Below are 24,738 nucleotides of genomic sequence, written 5' to 3' on the forward strand. Positions count from 1 at the left end.
AATAATAAATCTTCTCTTATCACTACAATCTATCAAACAAGCATCTTCTACTATCAGTTCATTCATTTTTTTAATATTCCTTTATTAATAAATCTAAAACTTAAAACTATTATTGATAATGATATAGTTACGAAAACGTATAAAGCTAATAATGTGTCTCTTGACTTGATTTTCTTGGTTTCTTTATCCATTAATTATTCATCCTTTTATATTATTGTTATTTAGTCCTACCATTGTTTCAAAACATCCAATACTTAATTTTATCTCTTTGTTTTTAGCCTACATCAAATTTCATACACCACTTTCTTTATTATTTAATTATTAAGAGCTTACATAAATAAGCTTAACACATGGCTCTAAAAAAATATCTACTAAAATTATAACAAATTTCTTAAGATTGCCTTAAATATTAATAAAGCATATCAAATGAAAGATTTTTATAATATGTAAAATAAGAAAAGAAGCTATCTTATGAGACAGCCCCTTTTCTTATTTATCACTAGAATATTGCACTTGCTCTTTCTCTTCTTTCAAACCAGTAGTCAGTTTCTACACTGTAAGGCAATATCATACAACGACATGTGCCTCTTGCCCTACACTCTTCAGTAATAATAATATTTTACTTTTTAATAAATTCTTCATAATCCATGACCTATCTTCCTTATATGTCTATTATGGTAATGGATCTATCTCTGTTTCATACAACATACTTCTATTTTCCACAAAATCATCTCCATTGGGTAAGATTCTGCAAGCACATAAACATATTGGTCTACATACTTCTATAGAGCTTGTTCTTTGATTTTTGTTTAGTTTTTTCATTTTTTTCCTCCTTTTGTATTTTTTATATATTTATAATATAATAATATAATTTTTATCCCATTAAGTCAATAAAGTGTCAACGTATCATAAAATCATAAAACCCCCATATAAATAGCTTTGAAACATAAGCGTATCTATATAGGGGAAAAATATCATTTTATATAAGTATATTATCTATAATATTCTATTTAAATATTTGTTAAAATCATCTGGGTAAGAATGGTCTAATCCTTTTATAAACTCAAAATCATGCTCAATATTATTATCATCTAACATTGCTTTGAACTCTCTAGTACATTCTAAACAGTCATCATCCTCATCTCCGATGATTATATATATTTTCGTTTTTATAGCTTTAATTATATATATATTTTCTTTTATTTTATCTAAGTTTGGAAACCATGGTGCAACTAATATTATCTTGTCAGCTTTTATTTTCTGATTTATTATGACTTCTACTATAACTCCTGCGCCAGCTGAAAAACCTCCTACTACAAGGTTATCATACTTATCTTTCTGTAAGCACTCATAATGAGCAAGTAACTCCTTAAATCCTTTATTTATATCACTCCAAACATATCCATCTGTAACTTGAACTTGTGATGATTGAATCATAGCTAATTTATATCCTAGCTCTGTAACCACTTCCCATTGTTCTTTTATCATCTGAATATTCTCTTGGTTACCATGAAGTGCCATTACAAACTTTGATTCCTCATTCTTATTATCAATTATTCTCATAATTGGCTTTGATTCATTCCTTGCGCTTTGTTCTCTTTCTTTACAAAGGTTAATCATATTTATGAAATCTTCGTTATCTTTAAAGCACTCTAAATCTTCATCGCTTTTTAAGTAATCATAGGAGTACCAATATCCTTTATCCACTATGGCTTCTTTTATTAATTTAAGCGCTTCTGCCTTTAATCCAGATGATGCAGCTAATGCATACCTAAAGTTATATATTTGTGCCTCATTTCTATATCCTATAATATTGTTCTTATTTTTTTCTATAAACTCATATGCTTCTTTACTACCTTTTTGTTTATAGATTTTAAGTGTCTTGTTTAACAATTCAGTGTATTTCATAATTCATCTCCTTCAAATAATAAAATATCCAAATGTTAACCCTAAATTGAGTACAAAAAATCAATGACTATACAACATCCTTCTAATCACAGCACTTCCATCGATTCTTGACGTACTACCTAGTATGCTTTCATAATGGTTAAAATATTGTAATCTAAAAAGTTACAGTATATTCATTAAAGTTCCATGAATAATTCAGATTGAAGTATTATAAATTATATACCTTACCTTTGGAGAAACTTTTGTTTGATTTTATATATTCTATATTCATCATAATACATCACTCCTTATCTTTTTTTATATTTGTTGTTATAACTATCATAAATTCTACCATACTAATATAGTCCTTGTAAAACGATACTAACTATGTTAATATTTTATGGACACTAATATAAAGGAGAAACAATCATGGCAAAAACAACTTGGAAGGCTGGTAATATGATATATCCTTTGCCTGCTGTTATGGTATCCTGTGGCAACTGCGAGGAAAACTACAACATCATAACTATAGCTTGGACTGGTACTATATGTACTAATCCACCAATGACATACATATCAATTAGACCTAGTAGGTATTCGTATGACATAATCAAAGAAACTGGTGAATTCGTTATAAATCTAACTACTGAAGCTTTAGTAAAATCTACAGATTATTGTGGAGTTAAGTCAGGAAGAGATTTTGATAAATTTAGTGATATGAACCTCTCTATAGAGAAGGCAACTAAAGTGAATTCCCCTATGATAGGAGAAAGTCCAGTTAATATTGAATGTAAAGTAACAGATATCATAAAACTTGGTTCTCATGATATGTTTATGGCAGAAGTTTTAGCTGTAAATATTGATGATACTTACTTGGATGAAAATGATACTTTTTGTTTAGATAAAGCTAATCCTATATGTTACTCACATGGTAATTATTTTGGACTTGGCAAAAAATTAGGTCGTTTCGGATTTTCTGTTGCAAAGAAAAAAAAGAAAATAAAAACCAAAAAATAGACTTAAAGCCTTGAAAAAACTACTAAAATTATTCAAAGCTTTTTTATATTTTCTGTTATTTCTTTAAAATAATTTATTTCATAATTTATTTTTTACTCATAGATTGACTCAGTTATCTAACCATCATCTTTTGTTAGTGATGGTCTTTGTTTTATTATTGGTTTACTGCATTTACATACCCATTCTTATGTGCAATATTCTATTGATTCTCTAATATTTCTTTTGACCAATCTTTATCACCTCTCCTCTTCTGAGTATTAATTTATAAACTATGCGTCTAGTTTATAACAAGTCCACATAAGCGAACTTATCATACCTATGTTTTTTTCATGCTTATTATAGCAAAAGAACTATGACATATGTATGTCTTATTTTATAAAATTGAAAATTAACACTCTGCTATTATTAGTAAAGAAGCTTTGGAAACAGACGTCTCCAAAAGCTTCTTTAATTGTACGCTATTTTAATTTTTGTTATTTTTTATTTGCTATCCCTTTTGCGTTGTTCTTCATAATTTTTTCATTTTAAGGATCAAAGAAATTCACTCTGTTATCTAGCCAATCATCTTCCACTGGTGATATAGATAGTGATGGTTTGGTTGGCTTAGTAGGTTCAGTAGTTTTAGTACATTTGCATACCCATACTGTTGTACAAAACTCAATAGAGTCTACATTATTTCTTTTAAATAACTTTTTCATGTGCTATCCCCCTTTCATTTTACAATGAATTTTGATGTTTAAGTAGTACGTTTTGATATAGTTTACCTGTATGGCTTATTATATACCTCCCCAAGTATATAATAAACCAACTCCCCAAAACAGATAAATCTACATATAATAAATTCACATAAGCGAATCCATTAACATGTTGTTTTTTTAGATTTATTCCTAACATTCTAATATTTTGTTCTTCGTACTAATTATAGCAAATGCAATATGACATATGTATGTCATATTCCTGTATTTTTTTGCACAAAAAAAAGACTACCAACAAATCTTATTTTAGATAAACGTGTTTCTTTACCTTCATAGTCTTTAATTTAAATAGTCTCATTAATTTTAACCAAGTAAATTATTCTGAAATAGCTTGATGTATAGTTTTATTTCTAGCTTCAAAACACATTTTTATATGTTCTTTAGTACATTTTGCAAATGACAGTTCTGGTATGTTGTCAATATTAAAAAAGGTAGCTTCTTCTGTTTCAGCATTCTCTTTAAAATCACCATCAATATAATCACATTCAACATAAATCTTGTATATCGAATAAGGGTACTCTGTCTTAAAGTGTTTATTCATATCCATGACTGCTATGATCCTTTTAGTTTCAACGTTCGCTCCTGCTTCTTCCATAGCCTCTTTCTTTACATTTTCATACACACTATATAAGGTATCTGCCCATCCTCCGGGCATAGTCCATTTGCCATCTGATTTTTCTTTTACCATCAATATTTTATCACCGTTAAATATAGCTGCTCTTACATCTACTTTTGGAGTTTGATACCCAGATTCATTTGCAAATAAATTTTTGATTTTTTTATGCTCAATTTCTGTATACTCACTGACTATCTCAACACTTATATCTCTTATACGCTCAAATCGTTCTATATCAAATCTATCTTTTGAGTATGCTAACCCACACTGCGCTAGAAACTGTAATTCTTTTGCCCACTTCAACCATTTGCTGTTCTGCATTATATTCTCCTCTATACGTTTATTAAATGATTATAATAGTATTATTATCTAACTATATTATAATTATAAACTATATGCTATTAATTACCAACATAATTGTTATAAGGCTTGATTTTTCATGTGAATATTATATAATTCAAATATAAGTTTAATTTTGTGATCAAAATCTAAAATGGGGTTGAATATATGAAAGTAGGCTTAATTAGACATTTTAAAGTAGATTGTCAATATCATAAATTATTGAACTCTGATGAGTACAATAAATGGGCAACAAATTATGATATAGCAGACGTGATAGAAAACACTGTCCGAATGGGAGATATCAAATGGGAGAGATGTTACGCTAGTGACCTTCACCGTGCTGTAAAAACAGCTAACACTGTGTATAAGGGTAATATAATACAATCTGATATCTTAAGAGAAGTACCTATGGCATCCTTTACTAATAGAAAAATAGTATTACCCTGCAAAATATGGTCAGCAATTTCAAGAATTGCGTGGTTATTTTCTCATAAGTCTCAAAAAGAATCAAAACACGAAACCATTAATAGAGTGAAAAAAACTGTTAACGAAATTATAAACCTTGATACATCTAATATATTATTAGTAAGTCACGGGTTCTTTTTGTATTTCTTACAGAAAGAATTGATTAAAAACGGTTTTAAAGGAAAGAAATTTACTAAGCTAAGAAACGGAGAATTGGTGGTTTTTGAGAAGTAATATATTATTATCTTATTAAAAAGGTGAATAATTTTACTATTGTACCTGCGCTATAAAAATTCTAACACCATTATTTTTGCTTTTTTCTATATGCTAAATTATCGCATATAAAAATAGAATTGTTCTTATAAATCTCAGAACAATTCTATTTTCCATACATTTATATTGATATATTAATAACTCTCTACAAAGTTCAATGCGCTTTTTACTTTATCTATATCACAATAATATCCGTAGCTACTACCATCTCCTCCTTTATGGATTCCAACTAAGTAACTCCCTTCATCTGTAGTCTCTATCTTTATAGCTCCACCGCTATCTCCTGGTAGTGATACATAAGATGTTTTTACTAAGTTACTAAATTGAACTCCCCCTACGTTTACTGAGTAATTCGTACTCAATATTCTTCCAGTTATCATCTGAGTTGTGTCACCATAGAGTGTTACCTCTGTACCTACTGGGAATCCTCCTCTTACATCCTCATACTGGGTATTATCTGTGAAGTCTCTGGTTTGACTAAATGTATTAGGTGTAGTCGATCGTTCTATTATAACTGCATCTACAGCCCCTGAGTATTGTCTTCTAACAGGTATCCCTAAATGCTCGTTATCATAATAAACAATCTCTCCATCTAAAACACAATGAGCAGCTGTAAGAAATCCGTATTTTTCAACGCTCGAATCTGTCCATTTTACACCAACACATGATGAAAATCTTGAGTTATCCGTTGTTAATTTACTACCATTTTTTATTGTATACACAGTTTGATCTACTGGTCTTTCTATTATATTTTTAATGCTGATACACTTTTGATTTACTAATAATAAATCTAATCTGTCTTTTAAAGACACTTTATTTGAGTCCATATCGTAAATACAAACTAATACACGATTATTGACTTGGTCTATTTCAATAGTATCTATACCTAATAGCTCCATATTTTTATACAAAACACTATTGGTTTCTTCTAACTCATATAACGAAAACTCCGATTTTCTATAATTTATTCTAGCTTCCCTATTACTAACGTTTAAATTTATATCTTCGCACACCTTATCAGTATCTTTCGCTAATATATTTAAAACACCATTACTATCAACATACATTCCTCCGTAAGCTCTTTTGTCTAATTTTGTGATATTTCTCTAAATGTCATAATACACGACCACAAATTCCCTTTTCTCACAGCATACCATCCTTTCAAATTATAATAGTTTTAAATGTTTGTACTATAATCTATATAAATCAAATATTTGATATGTTATATCATACATCCATTTTGTAATATAATGGTATATTTATGTTGAATTGTTTTTTTAGTTGTTTAATTATTGTTTTATATTGCACATATGTGGTATATTAAAATAAGCTTGAGCATATTATATATATTTGCAAAAGGAGGTAATTTGATTGAGCGATAGCAAACATATACTAAAAAGATTATTAGTTATGATGATTGCACTAGCAGTTGTTAGTATCGGATACTGTAATTTTGATACTGTTACAAAAAAATTTACTCATAAAAATATATTGTATTGGCAAGTAGCTGAGTTACCTACAAACTATATGAATCCAGTATTGGAAGATAACATTAACAAAACTATACTAACAAATATATTTGAAGGATTAACTAGAGTTGATAGTTCTGGAAATGTACAGCTTGCAGCTGCAAAATCTGTTGATATATCTGATAACGGTCTAATATATATTTTTAAGTTAAGAGATAATGCTATACAGTCTAGTAATATAAATGACACAAAGGTTACAGCTAAAAGTTTCGAGAAAAGATGGAATCAACTACTGCATGAAAATATAGAAGAAAGCAAAGTAGTAAATCACCATAAACATGTGGCAAATGACTTAAATATCGTATCGTATAAAGCATTAGATGCTACTACATTTAAAGTTGAACTATCTAAAAATACACCTGATTTTTTACATGAAATATCCAAAGTCGAATTTATGCCTACTCCTTTTTATAAAAAAAATGATTCTACATATTTTACAAATGGACCTTTTGTTTTTTCTAAAAAATCTTACACTGACGATGGGCGCCCATGTTTAATACTTAGTAAAAACGAAAATTATTGGAATAAAGATAATATTTTTATTGATGAAATTATTGTTGTAGCTAAAAAATCTAAAAACTATGAAAATAATAAATATATTACTGAAAATTTATTTCGTTTAGAAAAACTACATGTGAATGACTGTATTGATAATAACAATATTATTAATACTACTATTATACCTAACGCTAATACGTCAATTCATAGTACTGATGTCCAAATATCTAATAGCTTAAGTAATTTCATTGTAAACATGGATGGTACATACTATTTTGGTGATATTAATATTGATAACTCAAGGATTATCAATAGAAAAGAAGAAGCTTTACAGAGAAACTTTCCAATTTCGATGAGATTTAGAACAGAAAATGATAAAGGAAGTAATAGATTAATCTCTTCTTATATTACAGAAACAAGTGGTGGAATCTTTAAAATGTTAAAAGACATAGCAAGGCACACACCAGAAAATATTAGAAGCTTAGCTCCTAAAGTTTCAAATAAATTATTTTTAGAACATTTCTTGTTTGATAAAGGTAGTAATAAATTAAAAGAACATTTTAATGGAAAATATCCTTTTTCACCAGCTCATATGGCTTACTATGTAGGATGCTATTTGAAAAAGGATATTAAAAAAGATGATACTACTATAATAGTAGAGGACGGTAGTAAATTTGTCGCTACAGGAGGAGATCACAGAAATTCAGATGTCATAATTATAGTACCAGTTAAGAATTCAATCAAATTATGGAAAGAAAGTGAATACGCTCTTGTGACAAAAAGGAATGGTAGAAAGCTTATGGTTAAGCGTGGACTATTTGATTCCACATCAAAAGACTTTAAAATAACTAATTATGACTATATCTGGGTAGCTCCTTCTACTTTAGGATATAGAATCCCTATTGATGGAGATAAGTTCAATTTTTATTACAACTTATCTACCATGTGCCCCAAAGATGAAAATGGTAATAATGCTGGTGATGTATTGGTTTCTATGATTAAAAAAGTATTTAGTCAAGATGGATTATTAAATCAAGTAGGTGGATTTGCTTGGGACGTTCCTATCACTAGCTTTAAAAAGAATAGTAAAAGAATTATAGATGCGAATATGGATGGTATTGGTGATGATGGAATATTACCTAATGGTGAAAATAGTTATATGCTAGGTGCATATGACATACATAAAAGAGTTAGAGAAGCTTTAGGGGAAAATAGAATCTTTATTGGTGATGGATATTTTGGGGATATTGAAGATTCTAGAATACAATTACCGTCTATATACAATGGCATAGAGCATGATATTAATACTGATCATACATTAAGAGAAATTTCTAGCTGTATTAACGTATTTGATTTTTATCAAAAATATGTTGAAAGAGATGATTTCAATATATTAATCCGTAAAGATAGAAATGTACCACAAGATATAGATAAAAGAAAGAATGATTTAATGAAAAATGCTTTTGCTACGATTATGGGAGTTGCTTTTGACGATTTATCGTATGAAAACATTGAAAAAACAAAAGCTTTTTCTGCCGTAGATGAAATCAAATGTGGAAAAGAAAATAAAATTCATTGGCTAGGGTATCCTATTAGCAAAATCATAAAATTATCTACTAATGCTAAAGATAAGCTAAATACAGAAGGAATCAAGATGAGTAATAACTTCATTTCTTCCTTTAGTAAAAATGAATGTGATATACGTGCAAATAATGGTATAATGACTATTTCTGCTAAAGATTTCAACGACATAAAAGGCTCTAGTATGCAAAGTATGTCTATTACTAGAAAAACCATTCCTATAACTAAAAAAAATGGTCTTATAGTTGAATTTGATATAAAATGCGATAAACTAGCCAATTTTCCAAGTGATGTTGCTAGGAACATACTTATATCATTGAGTGGAACAGATTGGGATGCTGATACTAAATTGAGAGGCTGGGCTTGGTCCAAAGGATGGAATCATGTATCATTTTATTTTAGGGAATGTGGAGAAGACATAGGTGATATTACTATTGAAATTCAAGGTAGGCAAAATGTCTATATCAGAAATTTTGTTATGAAAGATTCTTTAGAAGTATTGGCTAGAGAATTTGAAAACGGACTAGTTCTTGTAAATACAAATGAACTTTCAAAACATACTTTTGACCTTGATAAAATGTTTCCATTTTGCAAATTCAAGAGATTAGATGGTAATATATACGATAAAGAAATGCAATCTTTAAATAATGGAGAAAGCATAAAAGATAGTATTACATTGCAACCACAATCAGGTATTTTCTTAATTAAAAATTAATCACTTAAAGGGGCTAAATACCCCTTTAAGTTTCATGTATATCCTAATCATTTGCAATTCATAAATCTTTTAATGTCACAATATCCCTCGTTTAGCTATACGCTATTAGTTTATAATAATCGGATTTTTAAGTCACTAATAATTATTTTCCAACTAACTTATTAACAAAAAACCACTGCAAGCAATATGCAGTGGTAAGTAATCTTTTATGGTGGAAGCGGTGGGAGTTGAACCCACGTCCGAAAGCACTTTATATAGAGCTTCTCCTAGAACAGTCGGTGTTTTATTTTTAGTCTTCTAAAACGTCCAACGACAAACTTTTTAGTCGACGAGCTCCAATTTATCTACCAACAGATCGAAGCACCTCTGTAGTAGTTCCCCACTTACTATGACATCTAACATCTAATGGGTGGGACCATTAGAGTAGATGAGCTGCGTTTATTAGGCAGCTAAAGCGTAATTTTCGTCTGCGTTTATATTTAGTGTTTGTTTGATTTACGTGTGTACAAACAAAACACGTCTAGCTACTCTATACTCTATACCCCCGTCGAAACCAATTTCGCCCCCGGGATAAGTTTTAATATTTTGGACTCATATGTTTTTGAATCCTTCTCTGTGCATCTCTTTTTGCAATACTATCTCTTTTATCATAGAGCTTCTTACCCTTTGCCACTGAAAGCTCCATTTTTACTTTGCCATTTTTAAGGTATAATGCTAACGGTATTAATGAATATCCTTTTTGCGTAGTATATCCTGTTAGTTTGTTAATCTCTTTTTTATGAAGTAAAAGTTTTCTTTTTCTTAAGGGGTCAGTATTGTATATGTTCCCTTGTTCATAAGGACTAACATGCATATTTATTACAAATACTTCACCATTTTCTATTTGAGCATAGCTATCCTTTATGTTCACTTTTCCTTGTCTCATAGACTTAACTTCTGTACCTGTTAAAACTAAACCTACTTCCATGCTCTCTTCAATAAAATAGTTATGTCTTGCTTTCTTATTTCTCGCAAGAGTTTTATCGTTACTCTTTTTCATAATTATACCCCTCAAAAACAACGTCTAGACTTTATTATACATCCAGCAACTATTTTTGTCAACTTGTATATTTTACATTTAATGTAACATGATCTATTCATAGATTTTGTATTAGTTAAGTAATTATGTTGATTGTAATAAAAATTTTAATATTTCGTTATGAAACTGTTCTTCTTCTTCATATGCACCATGTCCAAGCCCTTTATATATAATAAGCTTACTATTTGGTATTTTTTCTGCCATTTCTTCTGATGTATTTAATCCAACTATTCTATCGCTATCTCCACCAATAACTAAAGTTGGACATTTTATTTTACTAAGTTTATCATATGCATTATGTGTTAAACAAGCTTCTGCTTGTATCAGAAACCTTTCAAATGATTTTGGTTTTCCTATTCTTTTTATGATTGGCATAAAAAATTTATATCTTTTCATTTTCTTTTTTGTATAAGTCCTTTTTATTGTATCTTCTATTAGGTCTCCATACCTACCATCTTTAGCCATCCTAATCCAGTTTTCAACTGTTTTTTTCATATAAGGATTTTGTCTTGATATAGATACTCCTATCACTAGTTTTTTTACCATATCAGGGTAATCAATAGCAAGACACTGTGAGATCATCCCCCCTTGGGATATACCATATACATATGCATCTTTCATCCCTAGCTTTGCCATTGCTCTTTTTTGATCATGAGCCATATCTCTAATTGTATACCCTTTTTTCAATTGATTCTTTCTACTAAACATAGTTACTCTAAAATCCTTTGCAAATATCTTATAGTACTTTGCTAACATTCTACCTTTTCCTTTAACAGTAACTAATCCATCACTTAACCCTGGAATAATAACTAATTGTTTATCTCCACTACCAAAGGATACATAATACATGTCTTCATCTTTTCCTAGATTGATTATATCATTTCGAAAATTGCTCATTATTATTCCTCCCCCTAATATCATACTAAAAAACACTAAGTTTTATACTTTTTCTCAAATGACCAAGTCGGTCATTTTGTTTATAGTTTATATATTAATTGAATAATTGTCAAGAGCTCTAAGAAACTTACATTACTTAGCAAAACAGTTGTATGGATTTTAAAGTCGCTTCTTCGGAAAAACAAAAGTATCTAGACACACTGCGTAGGTATGATCCTTGTTATTTAGTTGATTACTATATATTTTAGAGATTATCTTTGAGAATTTTGAGGTTATTAAAATACTTTTTTCTTTAGATCTTTGATTGTTTTCTTGCACTTTGTAAACTGATTAAATAAAACTTGTGGCTATCTTTTAAGATAACCACAAGTTCTTTATATTTGTTCTTCTGCTATTTCAAAATCAATCTCTCTTTTTGTTAAATTTGTATTTACTACTCTAACCTTTACTATATCACCTATTTTGTATATTCGCCTCGTTCTTTCGCCTACTAGACAATAGTTCAGCTCATCATATATATAGTAATCATCCATAAGGGTACTTATCCTCACTAAACCTTCTATTGTATTATCTAGTTCTACAAATATACCAAAAGATGTAACGCTTGATATAACACCTTCATATTCTTCTCCTATTTTATCACTCATGAATTCTACCATCTTATAATCTTCTGTCTCTCTTTCAGCATCTTCTGCTATTCTCTCTCGTATAGAAGACTGTCTAGCTATATCTGGTAGTATCTTTTTAAGATGTCTTATCTTTTTATCTCCTAACTCATTTGTTATAAACGCCTTTATTATTCTGTGAATTTGTAAATCGGGGTATCTCCTTATTGGAGAAGTAAAATGGCTATAGTACTCTGCTGCTAACCCAAAATGTGGCCCGTGTATTTCACTGTATTTAGCTTTTTTCAATGATCTTAGCATAAGTGTATTTATAACTGTTTCTTCTTTCTTTCCTTCTATTTTCTTTAATAAACGTTGTAGTTCTTTTGGATGAACCTCGCTTGACCCTTTTATTATATAGCCAAAACTCCTTATAAATTTATTAAATTCGTTTATTCTTTCTTCGTCTGGTTCTTCATGTGTTCTATACACGAACGGCATCTGCGACCAATACATATACTCTGTTACCGTCTCATTACAAGCTAACATAAACTCTTCAATTAATTTATTTGCTGTTCTTCTTTCTGCTTTTTTAACTTCTATTGGCCTTCCCTCTTCGTCTAAAATCACTTTAGCTTCATCAAAATCAAAATCTATTGCTCCTCTTTTTTCTCTTTTCTTTCTGAGTATTTTACTTAACTCTTCCATATGTTTTAGTATATCATGAATATGTGAATATCTCTTTTTTACATCTTCATCGTCATTTTCCAATAAATTCGAAATATCTGTATATGTTAATCTTTCTTTGCTATTAATGACTGTCTTAACTATCTCATGATCTACGATTTTTCCGTTAATATCTATATTCATAAAACAGCTAAGAGTTAATCTATCAACATTTGGATGCAAACTACACACACCATTTGATAGCTTTCTAGGTAGCATTGGTATAACTCTATCAACTAAATATACACTAGTACCTCTTTTAATTGCTTCTTTATCTAATGCTGAATTTTCTTTTACATAGTGAGTTACATCAGCTATGTGCACTCCCAATCTGTAATGACCATTATCTAATATATCAAGTGATATAGCATCATCAAGGTCTTTTGCATCTGCTCCATCTATTGTAAATATCATTTTGTCTCTTAGGTCTAACCTACTGTTGATTTCACCTTGACTAACTTCATCTTCTATACTTTCTGCGGCATTAATTACCTTCTCTGGAAATTCTTCTGGCAGATCATATTTCCGAATTATTGATAAAATGTCCACTCCCTTATCTTCTATATATCCAAGTATTTCTACTATTTCTCCTTCTGGACTTCTTCTCTTGCTTGGCCATTCATTTATCTTCGCTACTACTTTTTGTCCAGTTTTTGCTTTTCCAATCATCTTCTTAGGAATGAATATATCTTGTCTTATTCTTTCGTCATCAGGAACAACGAACCCAAAACTTTTACTTTTCTCAAACGTTCCTACTATCGTGTGATTTGCTCTATCTATTATTCTGATTATTTCACCCTCAGCTTTTCTGTTACTCTGAGCATTCCTTATCATTCTGACTATGACTCTATCTCCATGCATTGCACCATTCATATTGTTAGATGTAATAAATATATCATTTATTTCCTTATCATCTGGTAAGACAAATCCAAAACCTTTTGCATTTCCCTGTATTGTACCAACTACCAAATTCATTTTAGAAGGTATGGCATATGTTTCTTCTCTAGTTTTTATGATATACCCTTCTTTTTCCATATCTTTTAGTAACATTGTAAAGTCGTTCATTTCGTTTTTATGTATGTCAAATATCTTAGCTAATTCTCTTCTTTTAAGAGGCTTATACGCTTGCTCTTTCATAATTTGTACTAGCTTCTCTTTAGTATTCATATATCACACTCCAATTTGTTTTATAACATTTTCTCGATTAATTCTACGACTTATATAATTATATCACATAATATAATATATTTATTTACTTATTATCTTTGCCTGTTTTCATATTCATATACTTAGAATATAAAAAATGAAGCTGTATACATACAGCCTCATTTTTTATAGTTTTCTAGAATTGAGATATATTAAAATAATTTCCCTGGATTTAGTATATTTTTAGGATCAAATGCACGTTTTATTCCCTTTAATAACTCTATGCTCTTTTCTCCCATTGATTCTCTTAGATATTCCTTCTTAGCATATCCTATACCATGTTCTCCTGATACTTTGCCTCCAAGTTCAATTGATTTGTCGTACATACACTTAAACACATCACCAAGTTTATTTTTCCATTGTTCGTATGATAAATCATCTCTTAAAATGTATATATGAAGATTGCCATCTCCTGCATGTCCAAAACTTTTTATTCTTATATCATATTTTTGTTGAAGTTTACTTGTATACTTCACAAAATCTGCTACTTTATTTCTAGGAACTACAACATCACACTCATCCATTTCAGTTGTTGACGCTTTTATAGCCTCTAAGAACGCTCCTCTTGCACTCCAGATAGAATCTTGTCTTTCCTGAGTATCTGATATTAGCACATCTAAAGCTTTATTAGCTAAACAAATATGTGCCACTTTTTCATATGCCACTTCTATCTCTTTTGTATTATTCCCATCAAATGTGAGTAATAAATAAGCATTTGCAGACTTGTCAGGAAACTTGACGCCAAGAAATTCTTCTGCAGCTATTATTGCATCAGTTTCCATGAATTCTATAGCTGTTGGTATTGATTTTGACTTTATTATCTTCGGTACTGTATCTATCGCATCTTCTAATTTTTTAAATGGTACAAGTATACTTATAGCTTTTTTAGGCAAAGGCATTAATTTTAATACAGCCTTTGTAACCACTGCTAATGTACCCTCACTACCAACTATCAAGTCTTTTATATTATACCCTGAGCTATTTTTTACCACTTTCCCACCAATATTTAATATCTCGCCATTTGCTAATACAACCTCTAATCCACTAACGTAATCTTTTGTTACACCATATTTGACTGCTCTCATACCTCCAGCGTTTGTACTTATATTGCCTCCTATAGTAGCACTTTTTTCACCCGGATCTGGTGGATAAAACAAATCCTGTTTCTCCACGTATTCGCTTATTTCCATCAACAAAACTCCTGGCTCTACAGTAAGTGTTAGGTTTTCTTCATCAAGTTCTAATATCTTATTCATTTTATTTAAGTTAAGCAATATTCCTCCATACAGCGGAACACAGGCTCCAACTAGTCCTGTACCTTGTCCTCTAGGGGTAACTGGTATATTATTTTCATATGCATAACTCATTATCTTTGATACCTCTAAAGTTGATGTTACCTCTACCATAACTTCTGGTTTACTACTAACATCTCCAAGCTCATCATGTGAAAAATCCTCGTTAATATCATCTCCAATAAACACTCTATCTTTTGTACAAACTGATATTAAATAATCTATATCTCTTACATCTATCTTTTTATAATTCATGACATACCTCCAACTCACACGCTATTTTATCTGCTAATTTAGGTAGTACATCGTACATATCTCCTATTACGGCATAGTGCGCTACTTGAAAGATCGGTGCTTTTTCATCATTGTTAATAGCTATTATACAATCCGAATTATTCATTCCAGCAGTAAACTGTATAGCACCTGATATTCCACAAGTTATTATTAATCTTGGCTTAACTGTACGCCCACTTAACCCTATTTGTTTTTTAGCATCTAGCCAATTTGATTCTATTAACGGTCTTGTACATGCAACCTCGGCATTTAATTTTTCTGCTATTTTGTATATCATATCTAAATCTTCTTTTCTTTTTAAAGCCCTACCAACAGCTATTATGACATCTGCATCTTCTATATTTTTCTTTTTTTCTTTTTCAAATGTCTTTAATACACTTATTTTTGACATTAATTTTTCCCCGGAAATATCACACATAGTTATTTTCCCTTTTGTGTTTTTAATTTTCTCAGGTGCTGAAAAAATCTTGTACCTAACTGTCGCAAATTGAGGTCTATGATTTGGAGTAAAAATATGCGCCATGATGTTTCCTCCAAAAGCAGGTCTTATCTGATCTAAATCAGTATTTTCTTGAACATCAAGTATAGTACAATCTGCTGTAAGTCCTGTTTTGAATCTAGCTGCTACTCTCGGTGCTAATGATCTACCTACAATAGTACCTCCCACTAAAACTATACTAGGTTTTATATTCTCTATACACTCACTGAAAACTGATGTATATGGTTCTATTCTGAAATCTTTTAGCTCTTTTTTATTATATACAAATACTTCATTTACTCCGTAATTCAAAATATCTTCCGCTTTATCTGATATATTATCTCCCATGAACAAGCAATATACTGGATGATTTATTTTTGATGCTAACTCTAATGCTTTGCCTATTAATTCATACGTAACAGGATGTATTTCTCCATTTGTATGATCAACATATACAAGTATACCTCTATAATCATCTTTATTTACTCTATGCTTTACTTTATCTATTAACTCAAATACTCCTTTTGGGCCTTTTTTTATGCATAACTTACACATTTTACAGCCAGCATTTATACTCAAAGTATTATCTTTATACTCTATTGCATTAAAAGGACATAGCTTTATTAGCTCCTTATAGTCAGCTATTTTGTCTTGATTAATCACTATTTTAGCCATTTTATCTCTCCTTAGCCTAAATAAATTTAAGTTCTTTTAGCTTATAATAAATCTTGTTAGCAAGTTCATCACTTGTACCATTCCAAGCTTCATGACTTGTATTTGATTCTGGTGGAAATATTCTTTTTACCTGTGTAGGTGAACCATTAATCCCATAGTGTTCTTCTTCTTTATCATCAAAATCATCCAGCGTATATTGGGTTATCTCTGTATCCTTTGTTACTAGTTTCCTTTTAAATGAAGGTAATCTTGGCGTGAATATATCTTTTTCCACTGTTATTAAGCAAGGAAATTCTATTTCAGATACTTCTATTGAATCTGAGTTATCTACCTCAACAATAATGCTGTCTTCTTTAACTTCTACTAGCTTAGTAACATTAGTTATATGTGGTATATCTAAAAATTCAGCTATCTCTGGTCCAACTTGTGCTGTATCTCCATCAGTAGTTTGCTTTCCACATATTATAAGGTCTATATTATTATCATTGATCTTTCTAATACCTTGAGATATAGTATAAGCAGTTGCTAGCACGTCTGCACCTGCGAATCTTCTATCTGTTAACAATACTCCTTTATCTGCTCCCATCATGTATGATTCTCTTATTACTTGCTTAGCTTGAGGAGGTCCCATAGTTACAACGTTGATACATGCATTAGAACTTTCCTTTATCCTAATTGCTGTCTCCAAAGCGTATAAATCATATGGATTCATTTTAGAATCTATACCCTCTCTTTTTAAAACTCCTGTTATCTCATCTACTTCTACCTCTGATGTACCTGGCACTTGCTTTATACAAACAACAATCTGCATTGTTTTTCCTCCTTTGTTATAGGTCGGGTGGTATGACCAATTTAATATTTATTATAGCACAATCTTGGCTATTGAGCTACATTTATTTTAATACATTATAAACTTATTAATCTCATCTAGATGTTTTCTCATTGCTAGTGATGCTTTCCTTGGATTTTTCTCTATCAGTGCATCACATATTTCTTGGTGTTGATCTATTAACAAATCTCTTTCTTTTGCATTTTTTAATATAGCTTCTCTAGCATTTTCAATAAAAGACTCCATAATGAACGTTATTGAGTTCAAAAGATTAAATGCAAATGAATTTCCTGCTATCTGTGTTATTTTATAATGCAATTCTTTATCTAAATTAGCACTTTCTTTTTCATCTCTAGCGTTCTTTAATTTAACCATCAAATCTTTTAAAACATTAATGTCCTCCTCAGAAATTTTTGTTGCTGCCATTGCAGCTGTCTCTACCTCAATCATTTTTCGTAGCTCTAATATTTCTTCTTTTTTTCCTTCGTTAAGCATAAACATAACTGATAACGGCTCGAAGAAACTATTGCCTATATTGTCACTAATAAAGTTCCCCTCTCCTTGCCTACTTTCTATAAGTCCCAATATTTCTAATGCTCTTAAAGCTTCTCTTATTGAAGATCTACTAACATCTAGCTTAGAAGAAAGCTCTCTCTCTGCTGGAAGCTTATCTCCTTTTTTTAACTCACCAGATAATATCATATTTTGTATCTGCTCTATGACATGTTGATATACTTTTTTTTGTTTTATTGGTTTAAACATCTACTTATCTCCCTAAACTTTATCTTACCTCTTTTATATTATATCAGCATACACAGTTGATGTAAAACACACACTTAAAAGGGCTATATAAAATGTAGTCCTCAATAACTAAATTATAAGTACAAATTTTTAAAGACATCTATCCAAAAAATTTGCTTCTTGTGTTATTATTTATAATTATTAGTTTAATTTTTTATTGTTTTCTAGTTTAGCAATATCAATGGTTATATTAATTATAATAAATAATTTATCTAAGGACGCCAACATTATTTTAATAAAAAATCAAAAGACTTTTGTCAACTTTTCAAGCCTGACCCCAATTAGTTTTCAAAAAAGGGCTATTTTTTCAATAGCCCTTAATTTCCATGTTCATCTTTATATCCATTACTTATTTGTCTTATTAATTTTCTCTCTTCTACTAAATAAATCTACATCATATGAATACATGTTTTGTTGTTTTTCTTGATGTACTGTTATTGCAATATCTATCATTTCACTTATTAGCTCTTTAAAGCTAACTCCAGCTGGCTCCCACAAGTAAAATGCCCATGAACCCGGAGCAGTATTTATTTCATTGACATAAATCTCCCCAGTATCATCCATTAAGAAATCTATTCTAGCTACTCCCTTTGCATCTATAAGTCTAAAAGCATCTTTCGCCATAGCTTCTATTGTTTTTGTATCTTCTTCGCTTATATCTGCAGGTATTTTTCTTTTGCTATCGCTATTTTTTGAACCATTAGTACCTTTTGAGCCATTTATGTACTTATCTTCGTATGTCAGCAAATCTTTCCATCCAAGTGGTTCTTCACATAATGATACTTTTAGTTTGTCATCATATCCCATAACCCCACAATTAATCTCTCTTGGGTTAGCCACTGCTTTCTCTATAAGTATCTTCCTGTCATACCTTATCGCAATCTCTATAGCATTTATCAACTCATCCTTATCACTTGCTTTATTGATACCTACACTTGAGCCAAGATTAGATGGTTTTACTATCACTGGATACGATAGCTTGCTTTCTATTTCCTTTATAATATTCTCTTTATCTACAAGCCAAGCACTTCTATAAAACCATGTATAATCTACTACTTTAAGCTTATGAGCTTTATAAACATCCTTCATTATTATTTTATCCATACCTACTGCAGCCGATGTTACATCACAACCAGTATAAGGGATATTTATAAGTTCTAGCAATCCTTGAAGTGTTCCATCTTCTCCATTTGTTCCATGAACAGATGGGAAAAATATATCTATTTCATCAAATACCTTTTTAGCAAACAATCCTTTTTTCTCTGGATGTGAATACATTTTGCTATCTTTATCATAAGGTGTAAATATTATTTCTTTAGCATCGTTAAATGACTTGTTTTTAAATGTATCATACTTCTTTAAACTATCTCCTGTAAGCCATTTACCTTCTTTTGTTATATATATCGCTATAGGATCAAACTTACTTTTATCCATATTTTCTATAACCTGAAGTCCAGTTATAACTGACACTTCATGTTCTACACTCTTTCCTCCAAATATAACACCAACTTTTTTCATAAAAAACCTCCATATTAATTCTCGTTAAATGTATCTGGCAGATCGTTTTCAAACAATACTACATCTTTAGGTCTTACAATGTCAGCTAATTTTTGTTGCGACTCAGCTAGTGAATTAACAACAAATACGTTTGACATATTAAATCCATTTTCTTTTAAACCTTCGAATATAGGTTTTGTCTTCTTTTCTCCTACTAAAATTACATAATCACAGACATCTGCCATATTTTTACCAAATAGTTTATTAGCCTCGTCTTCTCTTGCTCCTAATTCAACCATACCAGGTGTAACTACTATTTTATGACCTTCTTTAAAATGGCTAATTACTTCTAATGCAGCTTGGCATCCAATCGGGTTGGAATTAAACGCATCGTCTATTACTATTACACCTGTTCCTGGGTCTATAAGCTGCAATCTATGTGGTACTGGCTCGACTGTTCTTATTCCTCTACTGATCTCTTCAAAAGACATTCCTAGTGCTTTAGCTACTGCGGCACCTGCAAGTAAATTAGATATATTGTGTCTACCTAGTAGTTTTGTTTGACACTCTACTGAATTTCCATCTCTATCTTTGAGTATAAATTTAGAGCCTTTTTCAAATACTTCTATATCTTCTGCATACAAGTCAAGATTTTCTGTATCTTCTAATCCATATAAAATCTTTTCCTTGAATGTCTTATCTGCTAATTTTTTGACGTAATTATTATCATAATTAAATATAGCTATTCCGTCTGTTGGTAGTTCTTCAATTAACTCATATTTTGTCTTTGATATATTTTCTAAGTTTATAAATGTATCTAAATGCGTTGGCCCTATTGATGTAAGTACACCTATTTTAGGATTAGCAAGTTTCGCAACTTCCTCTATTTCTCCTATCTTCCTTGCTCCCATTTCTACTACAAATGCTTCATACTCACTATTAAGCGTATTGTTTATTACTTTACTTATGCCCATAGGTGTATTAAAACTATTAGGCGTCATTAATGTGTTGTATTTCTGTTTTAGTATTTCTGCTGTTATAAATTTGGTAGTAGTTTTACCGAAACTACCTGTTATACCTACTATTTTTAGTTCTTCAAATTCTCTAACTTTATTATACGCCATATCATAATAGTATTTATTTATTCTGACTTCTATTGGCTTTACTATCTTATTAGCATATAACATAATCTGTGGTATCAATAGGCAATACATATACATAAAAATCAATATAATAAGTATATTTTCTTCTTTCATACCTATTAGTACTATTATACATAACGTAATAAAAAGTATAACATAATTGCATGTTAATAACCTTTTTGCTCTTTTGGTATATACTAATGGCTTTTTTGCCTCTTTATTTTTCATCTCAAAGCTATATAGCAAACCAACTAGCCAAATTATTGATGATATATACATTAAAGTATCATTTGCTCTAATTGTATATATACATAACGCAAAAAATATTATGATAACAACTATTATCTGTTTTAATGTTATAACTTTTGGCTTATTAAGTTTCATCCACTTCTTATAATTATTTGATTCATACTCTTCTAATTGTATCATGTGTAAAAAATATTTTGTTCTAAAATAAATTGGCACTAGCCAAACTAATATGCTTAATCCTAATATAATCTTACTATACATCTGTTACACACCCCTCTAAGAACTTATCAACTACAACTTTAAAGCTGTATAATTGATCTACATATGAAAAATGTCCTGCATTATCAAAAACCACTAATCCACTATCTTCTATTTCTTTTTCCATAATCTCTCCCATATATAATGGTGTTGCATCATCATCTCTACCCCATATCAGTAGTGTAGATGTCTTTATCTTACTTAGATATGGTCTAAGATTTTCATTTACTACTTTAACCATTATATTTCTCATTACACCTTGTGCATTTCGATAGTCATCTGATCCAAACTTCTTATAGAATTTTTCCATAGCTTCTTTTTTATCTTTCCAAAAAAATATCCCTCTATAGATAACCTTTAGTGTTTTAAATGTATATACCTTCGCATAGTACTTTGGTTTTCGCTTTGGTATAAGACCGGCACTGTCTATCAGTATCATTTTATTTATAAGCTCCTGATATTCACTTGAAAGCATTATTGATATCCGTCCTCCATGTGAATGTCCTATTAATATTATTTTTTCCAAACCCATTTTGTCTATAAATTTTTTTACTATATCTTTGTATTCATTAGTTCCCCATACATCTTTTGGCTCATCACTTTCTCCAAAGCCTGGTAAATCTACTGCATATACTTTGAATCTGTTCTTTAAATGATTAACTATTGGCATAACTGTTTGTATATTAGCTCCCCAACCATGTAGTATTAGAACTGGATTTCCTTCTCCTTCACATATGTAATTAATATTCAGTTTGTCAATACTGACATTCATTAAATCATCCTCACTAATTCTATTTCTATTTTAAATATATGTTCTATTAGATTATATCAGAAGTTCGATTTAAATTCTACAAATAGTTACCTTGAAAGGTCACTTTATAATTATTAACAAATCATATGAATTACATAACTATAATGGTTATTTATATTTATCTACTAAAAAAGAGACACCCTTATAATTACAGGTAATCTCTGATATTAAATTTCTTTATAAACGTTACTAATATAAATAATACTAATAATGTTAACTTTATTCTATACATTAGATCAAATAGAAATAATATAAATAATGTGTTTACTATTCCCACTCAATTTTTATTTCTTTTCATATAGTGCAATCTGTGTTTAAATGTGTATTTTATCTCAATATTATTTTCTATTTCTTTAAACATTAAACGGCATCATTTTCTTTTAGTATCATTTTAGTATCACCGCATATGATTGAGTATGATTTATCGTCTCTTATATATCCAACAATGTACCACTTTATATTTTTAGTATTTTCAAGTCTATTAATTTCTATCTCTAAGTTTTTGGATAATATGTATTTATATTCATTCAATATATTGTGATACCTTTCACTATCAAAAAATCTCCCTTTTTAAATACGAATCCGTCTTTCTTTATTTCATAAATAAAATAGCTACCTTTATTCAATTCGCATAAATCTTCAAATATGTATTCTTTTTCTTTTGCTCCGTTTCATCCTACCACCTCTGCCCCAAAATTTATTTTTTGCGAACACCAGTTCGGCATATTTTCATTATACACCTCTCTTCCCAGTTATGCAAATATTTTTCCGACATGTCTTAAATAGATTATACGCCCACTTGAAAACGTTGAATTTGTTATTTATTTTAGTTAGTTTACACCAATTACTTGGCAGACTCTAGAACATACATAGAATCCTCCTGGACAATGTATTTTAACATTTGTAGATCCAGCACCTCCAAATGGTTTTTTAGAACTTCTAGCATGAAATTTGATATATAATGTTTTAGGTATATAGCGCCCATCTCTTTCTTCATAATCGGTAGCGTATATAGTAACTGTGTTTTCTGATCCATAAGATGATAATACCTCAATCCATAGGGAAGATACTTTTTTAGGCATTCCATATTTCCTAGTATATTCATCATTAAGATCATAAGTTATATTTTTTTCAATTTTCTCCCTTTTTGCCCAATAAAAAACCAAAAATCCTCGCTATTGATCTTAATCTCATAATCTTTAGAATATCTTGCTTGTCTTTACCGAAATAGTTTTTGACTTAACCCGTTGGTTATACCTAGTATTAAACTCTAATGGCTCACATAAATTGTTAAAAAAGTAAATAAAATAATTGGACTAGCTTTGGCTAGTTCTTTTATTTTTACACAAAACAAAAGGGGCTCTATTATTTAAAATATAGAAGCCCTTTTGTCAACAATCTGATATACCTACTTTAAGTAGGTATATCACTAATTAGTTCTTTTTTTATTACCTATATATAATTTTTATAAAAAAATAATACAGTGACATAACGGGGTAAAAGAATAGTGGTAAAATACGATATGTAGAAATAAATGAAAAAGGAGGAGTTTTATGATAAAAATGTAAAATATTTTATTGTGTTATGTTTTATGCTAGAGTTTAGCAGTGTGAGCTTTGGAATCATCTAGAAATTAGTATAATATTGTAATATATTTAAAATTTGAGGAGGTTTTTTTTATGTTTAAAAAGTTTATTTCTTTATTTCTTATATTATGTATGGTATTAGGATTTAGTAGCATGGCACTGGCAGATTCATATCAGCACTCTAAAGAAATGCACGCAAAGACAAGAAAAACTAGATGGGATGGAAAAAGATATTCGAATACTACAGATTGGTTCGTAGCTAGCACTAATAATACTACTGTTTACGAAGCTTTTGCTCTAACATATAAGCCAACTAGCCCAATAACAATGCGTTATGATCTCAATGACTGGAAGAGTAGAAAATCTATTCCAATAAAAACAAAAAATTTCTGGATTGAAATAGTATCATCTTACGGGTCAGAAAATTTATTTACTATAGAGGCTTCCAATTATATTCCAGTAAACGATTATTTGTATTTTCCAACTACATTACGATTTAAAGTTCATGCTAGAAGTTCAAAGAAACCTTTTAGATCCGGGTCAACAAAGATGAGATTTCATTATAATGAAGTACCTATAAGTAAATATAGTTTTTAATAATTAAAACCTAAGGCTAGTTGATTTAACTAGCCTTTA

The 24,738-nt window shown here is 29.8% G+C and carries 22 protein-coding genes and 1 other RNA gene; 4 read left to right on the top strand and 19 right to left on the bottom strand.

The genetic code is table 11. The features are described from left to right. Nucleotides 1-62: 62 nt before the first annotated feature. The 3 genes from P3X86_RS16680 to P3X86_RS16690 form a co-directional block, all read right to left on the bottom strand. A complete protein-coding gene (locus P3X86_RS16680; protein ID WP_483293864.1) occupies nucleotides 63-191 on the bottom strand; it encodes a hypothetical protein in 129 nt (42 codons plus the stop codon). A gap of 481 nt (nucleotides 192-672) precedes the next feature. Beyond that, nucleotides 673-822: a hypothetical protein gene (locus tag P3X86_RS16685; RefSeq protein ID WP_483293865.1), complete on the bottom strand. Its 150-nt coding sequence runs from the start codon at nucleotides 820-822 to the stop codon at nucleotides 673-675. A gap of 174 nt (nucleotides 823-996) precedes the next feature. Continuing rightward, nucleotides 997-1,908 carry a dienelactone hydrolase family protein gene (locus tag P3X86_RS16690; RefSeq protein ID WP_483293866.1) on the bottom strand — a complete coding sequence of 304 codons (912 nt, stop codon included), beginning with the start codon at nucleotides 1,906-1,908 and terminating at the stop codon, nucleotides 997-999. Nucleotides 1,909-2,316: 408 nt separating this feature from the next. Between P3X86_RS16690 and P3X86_RS16695 the strand changes: the two genes are divergently transcribed. Further along, nucleotides 2,317-2,904, top strand: a complete 588-nt coding sequence (locus P3X86_RS16695; protein WP_483293867.1) for a flavin reductase family protein — start codon at nucleotides 2,317-2,319, stop codon at nucleotides 2,902-2,904. A gap of 524 nt (nucleotides 2,905-3,428) precedes the next feature. Here P3X86_RS16695 and P3X86_RS16700 read toward each other — a convergent pair. Then, on the bottom strand, nucleotides 3,429-3,602 hold the full coding sequence (locus P3X86_RS16700) for a hypothetical protein (RefSeq protein ID WP_483293868.1): 174 nt from the start codon (nucleotides 3,600-3,602) through the stop codon (nucleotides 3,429-3,431). 373 nt (nucleotides 3,603-3,975) lie between these two features. Further along, the gene (locus P3X86_RS16705; protein WP_483293869.1) at nucleotides 3,976-4,596 is read right to left on the bottom strand and encodes an NUDIX hydrolase; all 621 of its coding nucleotides are present in this window, start codon (nucleotides 4,594-4,596) and stop codon (nucleotides 3,976-3,978) included. A gap of 186 nt (nucleotides 4,597-4,782) precedes the next feature. On the opposite strand from P3X86_RS16705, the gene P3X86_RS16710 reads away from it, so the two are divergent. Beyond that, a complete protein-coding gene (locus tag P3X86_RS16710) occupies nucleotides 4,783-5,316 on the top strand; it encodes a histidine phosphatase family protein (RefSeq protein ID WP_483293870.1) in 534 nt (177 codons plus the stop codon). Nucleotides 5,317-5,489: 173 nt separating this feature from the next. Here P3X86_RS16710 and P3X86_RS16715 read toward each other — a convergent pair whose 3' ends face one another. Continuing rightward, nucleotides 5,490-6,422, bottom strand: a complete 933-nt coding sequence (locus tag P3X86_RS16715) for a S1 family peptidase (protein ID WP_483293871.1) — start codon at nucleotides 6,420-6,422, stop codon at nucleotides 5,490-5,492. Nucleotides 6,423-6,726: 304 nt separating this feature from the next. On the opposite strand from P3X86_RS16715, the gene P3X86_RS16720 reads away from it, so the two are divergent. Next, complete coding sequence (locus P3X86_RS16720; protein ID WP_483293872.1) at nucleotides 6,727-9,678, top strand: ABC transporter substrate-binding protein; 2,952 nt, start codon at nucleotides 6,727-6,729, stop codon at nucleotides 9,676-9,678. A gap of 209 nt (nucleotides 9,679-9,887) precedes the next feature. Here the strand turns inward: P3X86_RS16720 and ssrA are convergent. The 13 genes from ssrA to P3X86_RS16785 form a co-directional block, all read right to left on the bottom strand. Continuing rightward, nucleotides 9,888-10,245, bottom strand: a transfer-messenger RNA (tmRNA) gene (gene ssrA / locus P3X86_RS16725). A gap of 10 nt (nucleotides 10,246-10,255) precedes the next feature. Continuing rightward, a complete protein-coding gene (gene smpB / locus P3X86_RS16730; RefSeq protein ID WP_483293873.1) occupies nucleotides 10,256-10,717 on the bottom strand; it encodes an SsrA-binding protein SmpB in 462 nt (153 codons plus the stop codon). A 123-nt stretch (nucleotides 10,718-10,840) separates the two neighbouring features. Next, nucleotides 10,841-11,653: an alpha/beta fold hydrolase gene (locus tag P3X86_RS16735; RefSeq protein ID WP_483293874.1), complete on the bottom strand. Its 813-nt coding sequence runs from the start codon at nucleotides 11,651-11,653 to the stop codon at nucleotides 10,841-10,843. A gap of 374 nt (nucleotides 11,654-12,027) precedes the next feature. Then, on the bottom strand, nucleotides 12,028-14,151 hold the full coding sequence (rnr, locus tag P3X86_RS16740; protein ID WP_483293875.1) for a ribonuclease R: 2,124 nt from the start codon (nucleotides 14,149-14,151) through the stop codon (nucleotides 12,028-12,030). Between the two features lie 191 nt (nucleotides 14,152-14,342). Further along, nucleotides 14,343-15,737 carry an FAD-binding oxidoreductase gene (locus P3X86_RS16745; RefSeq protein WP_483293876.1) on the bottom strand — a complete coding sequence of 465 codons (1,395 nt, stop codon included), beginning with the start codon at nucleotides 15,735-15,737 and terminating at the stop codon, nucleotides 14,343-14,345. Beyond that, nucleotides 15,727-16,929 (bottom strand): FAD-binding protein, encoded by a 1,203-nt coding sequence (locus P3X86_RS16750; protein ID WP_483293877.1) that lies wholly within the window; start codon nucleotides 16,927-16,929, stop codon nucleotides 15,727-15,729. The genes P3X86_RS16745 and P3X86_RS16750 overlap by 11 nt, the downstream gene beginning before the upstream one ends. 16 nt (nucleotides 16,930-16,945) lie before the next feature. Next, nucleotides 16,946-17,740 carry an electron transfer flavoprotein subunit beta/FixA family protein gene (locus P3X86_RS16755; protein WP_483293878.1) on the bottom strand — a complete coding sequence of 265 codons (795 nt, stop codon included), beginning with the start codon at nucleotides 17,738-17,740 and terminating at the stop codon, nucleotides 16,946-16,948. A gap of 87 nt (nucleotides 17,741-17,827) precedes the next feature. Continuing rightward, nucleotides 17,828-18,520 (bottom strand): FadR/GntR family transcriptional regulator, encoded by a 693-nt coding sequence (locus P3X86_RS16760; RefSeq protein ID WP_483293879.1) that lies wholly within the window; start codon nucleotides 18,518-18,520, stop codon nucleotides 17,828-17,830. Nucleotides 18,521-18,904: 384 nt separating this feature from the next. Further along, nucleotides 18,905-20,077, bottom strand: coding sequence for a D-alanine--D-alanine ligase family protein (locus P3X86_RS16765; RefSeq protein WP_483293880.1), 1,173 nt, complete (start codon nucleotides 20,075-20,077; stop codon nucleotides 18,905-18,907). 14 nt (nucleotides 20,078-20,091) lie between these two features. Beyond that, on the bottom strand, nucleotides 20,092-21,708 hold the full coding sequence (locus tag P3X86_RS16770) for a UDP-N-acetylmuramoyl-tripeptide--D-alanyl-D-alanine ligase (protein WP_483293881.1): 1,617 nt from the start codon (nucleotides 21,706-21,708) through the stop codon (nucleotides 20,092-20,094). Then, nucleotides 21,701-22,477 carry an alpha/beta fold hydrolase gene (locus P3X86_RS16775; protein ID WP_483293882.1) on the bottom strand — a complete coding sequence of 259 codons (777 nt, stop codon included), beginning with the start codon at nucleotides 22,475-22,477 and terminating at the stop codon, nucleotides 21,701-21,703. Before P3X86_RS16775 ends, P3X86_RS16770 begins: the two co-directional genes overlap by 8 nt. A gap of 399 nt (nucleotides 22,478-22,876) precedes the next feature. Beyond that, complete coding sequence (locus tag P3X86_RS16780) at nucleotides 22,877-23,047, bottom strand: hypothetical protein (protein ID WP_483293883.1); 171 nt, start codon at nucleotides 23,045-23,047, stop codon at nucleotides 22,877-22,879. Nucleotides 23,048-23,346: 299 nt separating this feature from the next. Then, the gene (locus P3X86_RS16785; RefSeq protein ID WP_483293884.1) at nucleotides 23,347-23,598 is read right to left on the bottom strand and encodes a hypothetical protein; all 252 of its coding nucleotides are present in this window, start codon (nucleotides 23,596-23,598) and stop codon (nucleotides 23,347-23,349) included. Between the two features lie 597 nt (nucleotides 23,599-24,195). On the opposite strand from P3X86_RS16785, the gene P3X86_RS16790 reads away from it, so the two are divergent. Continuing rightward, entirely contained in the window at nucleotides 24,196-24,699 is a 504-nt protein-coding gene (locus P3X86_RS16790) for a hypothetical protein (RefSeq protein WP_483293885.1), read from the top strand. Nucleotides 24,700-24,738 lie beyond the last annotated feature (39 nt).

It is taken from the genome of Abyssisolibacter sp. ZYX002 (assembly GCF_056892235.1).